Source organism: Rahnella perminowiae, from assembly GCF_019049755.1.
GTDB classification, from domain to species: Bacteria; Pseudomonadota; Gammaproteobacteria; order Enterobacterales; family Enterobacteriaceae; genus Rahnella; species Rahnella perminowiae.
On the sequence record NZ_JAFMOS010000459.1, the window covers coordinates 1 to 10,245 of the forward strand.

General features: G+C 53.7%; 11 protein-coding genes and 2 pseudogenes. 4 read left to right on the plus strand and 9 right to left on the minus strand.

The features are described 5' to 3' along the window. Positions 1-245 precede the first annotated feature (245 nt). Positions 246-425 (plus strand): DUF4762 family protein, encoded by a 180-nt coding sequence (locus J1785_RS08035; RefSeq protein WP_217158877.1) that lies wholly within the window; start codon positions 246-248, stop codon positions 423-425. Positions 426-510: 85 nt separating this feature from the next. Here the strand turns inward: J1785_RS08035 and J1785_RS08040 are convergent, their stop codons facing one another. After that, positions 511-1,749 carry an MFS transporter gene (locus tag J1785_RS08040; protein ID WP_129954005.1) on the minus strand — a complete coding sequence of 413 codons (1,239 nt, stop codon included), beginning with the start codon at positions 1,747-1,749 and terminating at the stop codon, positions 511-513. A 237-nt stretch (positions 1,750-1,986) separates the two neighbouring features. Here J1785_RS08040 and J1785_RS08045 point away from each other — a divergent pair, with 237 nt between their 5' ends. Next, positions 1,987-2,982, plus strand: coding sequence for an acyltransferase (locus J1785_RS08045; protein WP_129991530.1), 996 nt, complete (start codon positions 1,987-1,989; stop codon positions 2,980-2,982). A 6-nt stretch (positions 2,983-2,988) separates the two neighbouring features. On the opposite strand, the gene J1785_RS08050 is transcribed toward J1785_RS08045, so the two are convergent. From J1785_RS08050 to J1785_RS08070, 5 genes and pseudogenes are all read right to left on the minus strand, one after another. After that, positions 2,989-3,903 carry a GlxA family transcriptional regulator gene (locus J1785_RS08050; RefSeq protein WP_217219190.1) on the minus strand — a complete coding sequence of 305 codons (915 nt, stop codon included), beginning with the start codon at positions 3,901-3,903 and terminating at the stop codon, positions 2,989-2,991. A 47-nt stretch (positions 3,904-3,950) separates the two neighbouring features. Then, a pseudogene (locus tag J1785_RS08055) lies at positions 3,951-4,493 on the minus strand (isochorismatase family protein); the annotation flags it as partial. Between the two features lie 128 nt (positions 4,494-4,621). Then, positions 4,622-5,218, minus strand: coding sequence for a DJ-1/PfpI family protein (locus tag J1785_RS08060; protein ID WP_217219192.1), 597 nt, complete (start codon positions 5,216-5,218; stop codon positions 4,622-4,624). 87 nt (positions 5,219-5,305) lie between these two features. After that, positions 5,306-6,337: an L-idonate 5-dehydrogenase gene (gene idnD, locus J1785_RS08065; RefSeq protein ID WP_217219193.1), complete on the minus strand. Its 1,032-nt coding sequence runs from the start codon at positions 6,335-6,337 to the stop codon at positions 5,306-5,308. Between the two features lie 122 nt (positions 6,338-6,459). Next, positions 6,460-7,662, minus strand: a complete 1,203-nt coding sequence (locus J1785_RS08070; RefSeq protein ID WP_217219194.1) for a benzoate/H(+) symporter BenE family transporter — start codon at positions 7,660-7,662, stop codon at positions 6,460-6,462. Positions 7,663-7,800: 138 nt separating this feature from the next. On the opposite strand from J1785_RS08070, the gene J1785_RS08075 reads away from it, so the two are divergent. Next, entirely contained in the window at positions 7,801-8,367 is a 567-nt protein-coding gene (locus tag J1785_RS08075; RefSeq protein WP_129953991.1) for a helix-turn-helix domain-containing protein, read from the plus strand. 29 nt (positions 8,368-8,396) lie between these two features. After that, positions 8,397-8,849, plus strand: a complete 453-nt coding sequence (locus J1785_RS08080; protein WP_129991524.1) for a GNAT family N-acetyltransferase — start codon at positions 8,397-8,399, stop codon at positions 8,847-8,849. A gap of 9 nt (positions 8,850-8,858) precedes the next feature. On the opposite strand, the gene J1785_RS08085 is transcribed toward J1785_RS08080, so the two are convergent. The 3 genes and pseudogenes from J1785_RS08085 to J1785_RS26715 all read right to left on the minus strand — a co-directional run. Next, positions 8,859-9,338 carry a GNAT family N-acetyltransferase gene (locus J1785_RS08085; protein ID WP_217157368.1) on the minus strand — a complete coding sequence of 160 codons (480 nt, stop codon included), beginning with the start codon at positions 9,336-9,338 and terminating at the stop codon, positions 8,859-8,861. Between the two features lie 5 nt (positions 9,339-9,343). Beyond that, a complete protein-coding gene (locus J1785_RS08090; protein WP_129953986.1) occupies positions 9,344-9,880 on the minus strand; it encodes a hypothetical protein in 537 nt (178 codons plus the stop codon). Positions 9,881-10,097: 217 nt separating this feature from the next. Continuing rightward, positions 10,098-10,245 (minus strand): annotated as a pseudogene (locus J1785_RS26715) (type VI secretion system tube protein Hcp); the annotation flags it as partial.

Below are 10,245 nucleotides of genomic sequence, written 5' to 3' on the forward strand. Positions count from 1 at the left end.
CCCGTAATGAGTTTCAGCTTAAATCTGTCACAGGCTCCAAAGATAAAATTTGGATCTGTGTGCCTACCACCACGTGTTCTGATAAACATGGGACGACGAGGGACTGGGATCCAGCCAAAGAAGTTCCAAACGTCAACTGCCTTTAATATTCATTGATCTGGTGAATTTAAATGCGGTAAGTCGTTTTGTTGTACTGAAGTGAGTGTTATTTAAATCTATTTAAATTTTAATAAGGAAGTTAATCAATGAAAAAAATTACATCAGAAGTCGCGAAAAAAATCATCGGCGGCAGTGACTGCACCCTCTCTACCCGCTGGAATGGCAACCGTTGTGAACTCGTTAGCCGATGTACTGATAAACATGGAACGACGACTTCCGTGACTGAAGCTGGCACCACCTATTACTGCGATCCATCCAAGAAATAAACAAGAATAGAAAGACGTAAACGAAAGACATGGGAGAGCGATCTTCCATGTCTTGTTCTGAAACAGAGCGGTGAAACGAACGAAATCACACCACGCTGTTTGGCGGCAGCACCACCTGTCGGCTGCGCAGAAATACCACCACCAGTGCCAGCCAGGCGAGACCGCTTAACAAATTGAATGTATTAAACATCCCCGCACCGCCTTCGACATAAGCCACTTTTGCCAGTTCAATGCCCAGTGTGAAAATCAACATACTGATGACGCCCATGGCGGCGGAAACCGTACCTTTGCTCATGTCACTGGAGAACAGCGTCAGACGGTACAGACCGGCATTCGCCACACCAATCCCGAAGGCGTACAGGCTCAGACCGGCAGTCATCCACAGATACGCATGCGCGGAAAACAGCGTGGCCGCAGCTGCGATCAGCAAACCAACCACCATTGGGCCTGCGCCCAGTTTAATCAGATATTCGACGGTACGTTTGCCGGACAGGCGCGCCAGTGTGATGTTACCGATAATCAGTGCGCCGAAAATCGGTACCTGCAACAAGCCATAATCATAGGCCGCTAACCCTTCACCGCTGATTAAAATCACCGGCGACTGTGCAATCCACGTCAGCAATGGCAGGCTGGCAAAACCTATCGCCAGCGCACCACACAGGAACTGGCGGTTCTTCAGCACATGCTTGTAATCACGCAGCAGGCTTGGCATGGAGAACGGTTCGCCCAGGCGGGAAGCGGTCTCCGGCATCGATTTCCACAATCCCCACAGCGCAATGGCGGCGAGCAGGGCGAAGATCACAAACATTGACTGCCATGGCGCAACGTGGATTAGCGCCGCACCAGCCAGAGGCCCGAGCAGCGGCGCAATCAGCGCGACGTTAGCCATCATGGCGGTGATTTTAATACACACCGATTCTTCGAAAGATTCCTGTATAGCGGCATAGCCGACCGCGCCGATAAAGCACAGGCTGATGCCCTGCAGGAATCGCATCACCATAAATTGTTCTATATTTTGCGCAAACAGAATCGCCAGACAGGTGATGATGAAAAAACTCACGCCCGCGAGCATGACCGGACGACGGCCGCGCCTGTCGGACAGCGGACCGAGCAGCCATTGCAGGAACATGCCGCCAGCGAGATAAGCGGTCATGGATGTCGGCACCCACTCTTCGCCGGCATTAAAATTAGCCACGACGGCCAGCATGCCCGGTTGGATCATATCGTTGCCGATATAAGTCGCGAACTCGAACAGCACCAGGCACAGAGGGAACAAAAGCGCCTGCCGGCCCAGAAGGGAAGCAGTATTTGGAGAATTATGCATTGTAGTTATTTCACAGACGTAAGGCTAATTCTTTGAAAATTAGCAGAAAATAAGAGACTGTCCGGGCGGGTTTCGCAAGCGAGGCAGTAATAGGGACTATTTTGCCGATTATTTGAGCGCAACGCAATGTTCAGATTCACGTTCAGCACAATCTGAGATCGGCACTTTTGCCTTGTTAGCCGTCCAAAAGCTGGCTAGGCTGCAAACAGCCCATCGATAAGAAGGAAATTACCGGGAATGAGCCAAAAAATCAGCTGGATAGATAATCTGCGCGCACTCGCCTGCATGATGGTGGTGATGATCCACGCCAGCACGTCGCTGGTCGTCAATTTCGCTGCGGTAAATACCCCTGAATGGACGGCGGCAAACGTGCTCAATTCCGCTTCGCGCGTCTGCGTACCCCTGTTTTTTATGATTTCCGGTGCGCTGTTCTTGGGGGAAAGGAGCGCGCAAAAACGCCATTTTCTGCGAGTCACATTATGTTTGCTGTTCTACAGCGCCGTCTCGCTGATTTATATCCTCACGATGACAAAAATCGGGTTTTGGCCGTCTCTGCGTCTTATCATGGAAAAACCGGTGTTTTACCATCTTTGGTTCTTCTACGCGATTATCCTGATTTACCTGCTTTCCCCGCTGATTAATGTTAAAGCCGTATCCGGCAGATACCTGCTGATTGTCGCAATGCTGTTCGGCGTACTGGCAAATCCGCAGCTTCCTGCCGTGACGTGGCACAAAATCCATCTTTTGCCGCTGGATTTATACATTAGCGGTGACACTTTCTATTACGTGCTATATGCCCTGTTGGGCCGCGCCATCAGCCAGCTCAGGACTGAAAAAACGGCGATCACGCTCGTCGCCAGCGCCATGTTCATTCTCAGCACGCTGGCGATTGCCACCGGCACATACCGGCAAATGCAGATTAATCAGAGTTTCGCCGATACCTTTTATATCTACAGTGGTCCGCTGGTATTTATCTCTGCGATGTCTTTATTTGTGGTTTTCAAGAACACACTGGCACAACGTCTCCTGCCAGGATTTTCGTTAATCTCCCGCCACTCTCTGGCTATCTACGGCTTTCATGCGCTGATCATCACCGGCCTGCGCGGCCGGCATCTCGACTTTCCGCAATACCCGCTGCTGAACCTGGTCTTTTTGTTTATCTGCGGACTCGGCGGCGGATTATTTCTGGCGATGGGGCTGGGGAAAATAGACCGCCGGAACTGGGTGAGCTGAATACTTTTAACGCCACCGTTCCTGCGCCCGGCGTAATTGCCGTGCGGATGAGAAGCCCGCAGCGAGTGCGGCTTTTTCGATGCCGGATCCCTGCTGAAGGCGTTGTTGCGCCACGGCGATACGCAATTGCTCGTGGTAGTCACGCACGCTGATGCCCAGATGTTGTCGGAACAAACGGGTGAGGTGGCGTGCGCTGATGTGCGCTCTGGCGGCAACATCTTCCACCTGCCAGGCCGATTCCGGCTCGGCAGCAATCAGGTTTTGCGCACGGTGCACCGCGGGGTGCAGATGATTACGGTAACGCAGCCACGGAGAGAGTTGCGGATCATCACCGCCACGGCGGAAATAGACCACCATTTCGCGGGCAACATCCAGCGCGGCCTGCGGCCCAAGATGTGTGGCGATCAGATGTAGTGCCAGATCGATACCGGCGCTGATGCCTGCGCTGGTCAGTACCGAACGGTCTTCGACAAATATCCGGTTATCTTTCACCTGGGCAGCAGGTACCTGCTCGCGCAACCGTCCGATTACATCGTGATGCGTGGTGCACTGATAGCCGTCGAGCAGACCGGCTTGCCCGGCCAGCAGGCTGCCGGAACAGATGCATACCAGTCTTAAATTTCCTGCTTCAATGGCGCTTTTTTGCTGATGCAGCCACTCACAGGCGGTCTGTGCGACCGGTGAGGAGAAGTTTTCGTCGGATTCTGCCACACCCGGTATGATCACAATACTGCCCGGGGGCAGGCTTTGCGGCAGTGGCTGCAAATGGCTGACCATCAGGCCGGTTGACATCATCACTTCCGGCTGCGGCCCGATATAATGAAGCGAAAATTGCCCGCTCAGGCGCAACGCTTCCGCCGGGCCGGTAAGATCTAACGACATCACGCCGGGGAGCGTCACAAAGTAGACATTGCGCTGCATAGTGCTTCATCCGTCTGTGGGGAAAAACGCTATCTTCACACAGTGCGGTCGAGTTGCGCCAGCGCACCGGTCACGTCAGTGACAGTGGCAAAGCGGTCGGCGAGTACCAGTTCGGTCCGCAATTTGATCTCCTGTGCGCTCAGCGTGATACCACTGGCGTGCGTCATCGGAAACGTCAGTGTCGCATCGGTGACAAAGGTCACTGAATAGCCGAGGTCTGACGCCACCCGGGCCGTGGTTTCACAGCACTGCTCGGTGCGCATACCGGCGATAATCAGATGCGTGATGCCTTTTTCGCGCAACCAGCTATCGAGGCCGGATTCGGTCAGGGCATTGTGGACATGTTTATGCACAACATGCTGCGGCCGGTGTGTGAGAAAAGTCATTGGCGTGACCAGACCGGAGGCCAGCGAAAAGTCGCCATCAGGGTTGACGTGAAATACATCGATAACCGGTACATTGCGGGTCTGACAGCCATCGATCAGGCCGTTGAGGGCTTCGCTGAAAGCCGGTAAATCATCCTGTTGCCAGAAGTCTTTTTGTTCAAATGAACGCTGAACGTCGATATTTAACAGGGCGCTTTGGGTCATTTACGGACTCCATCTGGTGAGTGTGAAATCAGTGTGCGCCTGAATTGGAAAGGGAAGAATGCCAAAAACGGACAGGATACTGACCGGGGCGGACGACCTGCGCCATCTGCCCCGGTTCAACTTTTTGATCAACGCTTCTGGCCGGCGCGCCAGTGGTGATAATCGATGTGATCAGCCTGGAAATTGGTGGTTTCAGCATCGCCGGTCAGGCGGTACGCCAGCTGGAAGGCGAAGTCAAACGCCAGCCCTAATCCTTTTCCGCTGAGCAAGTTACCGTCTTCCACAAAGGACTGATTGACGTAAACGCCGTCTTTCACGTCCTGGTATAAATCGCCGGAACAGACGTAACGACGGCCTTTCAGCAGACCGTTCCCGCCCAGCACACGCGCGGCAGCGGAGCACAGCGGGCAGATCAGTTTACCGGCGTCGTCGTGACGTCGGACAAATTCCACCACCTCTTTACTGGCCGCCAGCGCCACTGAGCCTTCCGGTCCGCCGGGCATTACCACAGCATCAAATAAGCGGTCGCCCTGCGCGGACAGCAGTTCGTTGGCCTGCATCTGAATGCCGTGATACGTGCGTAGCGCCAGGCTTTCCTGGCAGGCCAGCGTGGTGACCTGAATCTCCAGCCGCTCAAGAATATCGAGCACAATCACCGCTTCGCCTTCTTCAAATCCGTTAGCCAGCAGCAGCGCGACCTGCTTTTTCGCCTTGTCCTTTACCATAATGCAAATGTCCTCTGAGGATAAAAATCAGAGGACATCATAAAATGAAACGGTGTTTTGATATTGTGACTGGTATTGCAGACCGGGCTAGAAGACCAGCTGCACTTTTGACGCTTTGGATTTATCCAGGGCGTATTCCAGCGCTTCCACCAGACTTTCCTGCGGGAATTCTGCTGACAGCAATGGCATCGGATCGACGGTTCTATTCGCCAGCCATTCGACGGCGGTATTGAATTCTTCTGTGAAACGGAAACTGCCGACCCAGTTTATTTCTTTGGCAATCAGCGACATCAGCGGGAATTCATTCACTACCGGCCCCATGCCAACCTGCACCAGGGTGCCGCGTGCGCGGGTCATTTCCAGACAACGGCGGATGGAAGACGGATGGCCGGAGGCATCGAAGGAGACATCGAAAAAGCCTTTCTCTGCCTGATATTCGCTGAAATCACCTTGTGCAGCGTCCAGTGCTTTATTTGCGCCAACTGCCAGTGCCAGCGTACGGCAACGTTCGCTAGGGTCGGTTACTATGATTTGCGCCGCGCCTTTGGCTTTTGCTGCCAGCACGATTAAGCAGCCAATCGGACCTACGCCGGAAACAAACACGGTTTTACCATGAATATCGCCCGCCTGGTTTACGGCATGAATGGCGACGGCCAGCGGTTCTGCGAACACCATCAGGCGGTCACTGACCTGATTGTCGTAAGGAATGCACTGGTCGCTGTCGACGATTTTATACTGCGTGAACGCGCCGTTGATGTGCGGGAAATACATCGCGCTGCCGAAAAATTTCATGGTGGTGCACTGGTTTTCGTCACCGGACAGACAGTACTTGCAGGCTTTGCACGGCTTACTCGGGTTCAGCGCCACTTTCTGACCGGGCTGCAAACGCGGGTTATCCGATTTCTCCACCACACCGACCACTTCATGGCCAAGCACCATCGCCTCGCGCACTCTGAAATCACCGACAGCGCCGTGTTCGTAATAATGCAGATCCGAACCGCAGATGCCGCCGCGGGTGATTTTCACCAGCGTGCCCTGGCCGGTATAGCTGAGGGTCTGGTGGATCACCGAGACGTCTTTTTTCCCGGTCACGACGCAGGATTGTGTGGCAATAGTCATGGGATTCTCGCTCTTTAAAGGGCCTGATTGCACCCAGTAAAGAGGGTTTACCGGTCAGAAAATGTGATCGTCGTCACCTTGTGCCGTGTTACGAAAACCTGTTACCCATAACTTGAACGGACTCAACTTTTCCCGGCGGATTTATCACGATTTCGCGCCGGCATGCTGAGGATCAGATGAGTTATCACACCGCCCGCCAGACCCCAGAATGCCGAACCGACACCCAGCAGCGTGACACCGGAAGCCGTGATCAGAAACGTAATGATTGCCGCGTCGCGCTGACGCTCGTTTTCCAGCGCGCGGTACAGGCTGCCTGCAATGGTGCCGAGCAACGCCAGCCCGGCGATGGTGTGGATCAGCGCCTGTGGCAGGGCGGTAAAGACCATGCCGATGGAGCCGCCAAACACGCCCGCAATCAGATAGAAAACGCCAGCCGAGACGGCCGCCATATAGCGTTTTTTAGGATCGGGATGAATGTCCTCGCCCATACAAATCGCGGCGGTAATGGCGGCGATACAGATGGTAAAACCGCCGAACGGCGCTAAAACTAACGCAGTCAGCGCCGTCCAGGAAATCAGGGGCGAAACAGGCAGATGATAGCCGTGCGCTTTCAGTGTGGCGATGCCCGGCGCATTCTGTGAGGCCATGGTCACCACAAAAAACGGAATGCCGATGCCGATAATTGAGGAAAGCGTGAAATGCGGCATCACAAACGCCGGTGCGGCGAAGGTCAGCGTCTGGCCGTGCAGCGCAATATCACCCTGTAATCCGGCGACGATCAGCCCGGCGGCCAGTGCGAGCACCACCGCATAGCGCGGCAGGGCGCGCTTTGCCAGCAGATACACCAGACACATGGTGCCTGCCAGGGCGAAATTGCTTTGCAGTGAGGTAAAGGCGTCCAGCCCGAAGCGCAGCAGAATGCCGCCGAGCATCGCCGCTGACAGCGCCTGCGGGATGTAATGCATCAGTCGGGCGAATAAGCCGGTCACGCCGCACAGCAGGATCAGCCCGGTGGCAAAGACAAATACGCCAATGGCTTCGTTAAGTGAGGTGCCGGGCAGGCTGGTGACCAGCAGCGCCGCGCCGGGTGTCGACCAGGCCGTCACCACCGGTGTGCGGTAATACAGTGATAGCCCGATGCTGGTGACCCCCATGCCCAGACCCAGCATACTCAGCCAGCCGCCAATTTGTCCCACGCTGGCCCCTGCCGCTTCCGCTGCCTGAAAAATAATCGCTGCGGAGCTGGTATAACCGACTAAAACCGCAACAAATCCGGCGATTACCGCCGAAAATGTCAAATCCTGCGGACTGAAACGCGAGGCCATAGGTGAAATTCCTTCTGGTTACCGCTTGCTGGCGGTATGCTGTTGTGCGTTATAGCGTACATCGGATGCGCTCAAAATATCATTGTGCGTTATAGCGCACAACCATGATCGCTAAAAATGATTGCCAGAGGAGTCAGGATGCAGGAGCTCACCCGCCATATTGGCAGCCAGCTGAAAGCCGTTCGCAGCGAACGTGGCTGGAGCCTCAGCCAGACGGCAGAACACACCGGTGTCAGCAAGGCAATGCTGGGGCAAATTGAACGCGGCGAATCCAGCCCGACCGTTGCGACGCTATGGAAAATCGCCAGTGGCCTGAATGTTTCGTTCTCGGAGTTTCTTGAAACCCCGCCTGCGCAGTCGGCGGCATTGCACCGGCACGGTTTGCTGACCACGTTTAACAGCGACAGCTCAGGAATGCGCGTGGTGCCTTTGTTTCCGTTTGACACCACATTGCGTATGGACATGTTTGTTATCGATCTTGAACCGGGTGGATGCAGCGAATCCACGCCACACGAAGCCGGTGTGATTGAGCATGTCATTGTTATCGAAGGAGAACTGACACTGACGGTGGACGGTATGACGCGCCTGCTCAGTGCCGGTGAAGCTTTGCGTTTTGCCGCCGATTGCCCGCACGCTTACCGCAATGAAAGCGGTCATTCCGTACGTTTCCACGACCTGATACATTATCCGCAGTCACGTCCGTAACGTTTTCATTTCCTCAGGAGAATGTCCCGATGAGCCAGCCGCAAGATGTGGTGATCCGTCCGTTAACGCCCGCAGACCGTCAGGAGTGGGAAATGTTATGGCGCGATTACCTGGATTTTTATCAGTCGACGCTCGATCCGGCGCAGTTTGATCACACCTTCCGGCGGTTATCGCAGCCCGAGTATGCCAGTATGTTTGGCTATGTGGCGGAGTATGAGGGGAAACTGGTCGGTCTGGTGAACTGTATCAATCACGATCATGGCTGGCATATGCAGCAGGTGGTGTATTTGCAGGATTTATATGTCGATGACGGCGCGCGTAAACTGGGGATCGGGCAAAAACTGATTGAAGCGGTTTACGCCTACGCCGATGAAAACAATAAAGCTAACGTCTACTGGACGACCCAAACCTCGAATCATACTGCCCGCAAACTGTACGATCGTGTGGGGCGGCTGACTGATTTTATTAAATACCAGCGCTGACCGGCGCTGTCATTCTGCGCTTAACGCTTTTACCATCGTCAGATTGGTCGGCGCATAGCCCAGACTGCTGTATAACGCCTGCGCAGCACTGTTTTTATAAAACACATTCAGGCCGACAGATGTCAAACCCAGTCCGCGCACTTTTTCTTCCAGCTGTAAAAAGGCTGCGCGGGCATGGCCCTGACGGCGAAATTGCGGAAACACTGACACTTCATAAATAAAAGCGCTACGCTCGCCCTGACGCTCACTGACCGCAAACCAAATATACCCCGCAGTTTCCCCGTCGGCCTCTGTTCTTATTTCAAACAAATAATTATCCGGTGTGGCCAGGCCCTGCGGCAGCAAACGCGTTATTTCACCTTGTGATCGTGTCAGCGCATTTTCCTGCTGCCAGCGGCCTGAACTGACATTTTCTCTGGCGTAATCGCTGACCAGCTGATCAAAAAATTGCGGGTAAAAAGTATCACGCATAGCGGATAAAAAGGTCATCAGAATCACTCCTTCGGCGATTTTTTATACGGCGTAACGTAGCATTCGCTGATGGTGGTGGAATGACTTTCCATCTGCGTGATGATGTAGCCTTTATCCGTCAGCGCCACCGAGCTGTAGGGGGTTTCATTATTTTTATCTGCAATCACGTCTTCAAAAGACTGAATGATTTTGGCCTTCTCACTGGCGCGTGTCGGATCATCCATTCCGTCGACCCGGATCATCGCCTGTTTAAACTGGTTACTGAATCCTGTTTTCCCCGCCCGGCTTTCAATCACGGCCTTAATGTTCACCGTGACGTCATTACCGAGCAGAAATAACGTGTTGCTCTGGTAAACCAGCACATTCTTGCGCTTCGAGACGACAAAACCGTTCTCGATCACTTTCATTTTGCTGTTGTTGGCGTAAGTCACGTCATCGAGGCAAATGGTTTTATCCCCGACCTTGAACTGGCTGAACCGTGCTTTGATTTCTTTCGGCGTGGATGCCGCCTGCGAGCAGAGCGGCGCAAGCAGCAGAAGAGGTAAGAGCCATGACTTCATAGGAGTTTCCTGAACAGGTGCTGAATCAGCCGACATAACAGCAGTATAGGGAGACCGGCGCAGGATGCGAATGTTTATCTTTGGCGGACCTCATCCTTATTCATTGTTACAATGAATAAGGATGAGCCGGGTTGGAGGCGTAAAAATGCCGACTTTATATGTCGTTTTTGGATTTCAGAAGCAGAGAGGGAGGCTGTAGTGGGTTGTCGCCGATCTATTAGGCGGTTATGCGTTCATTCCAGGTATCTTTATAAATGATATTCCCGTTTACATACTTCCATGTAATGCTTTCATAGCGTAGTGGGATAGTTTCAAAATGTGTTCCTGTCTGGGTGGGTGGGGATAAATGTGGGGCAATGGATGTT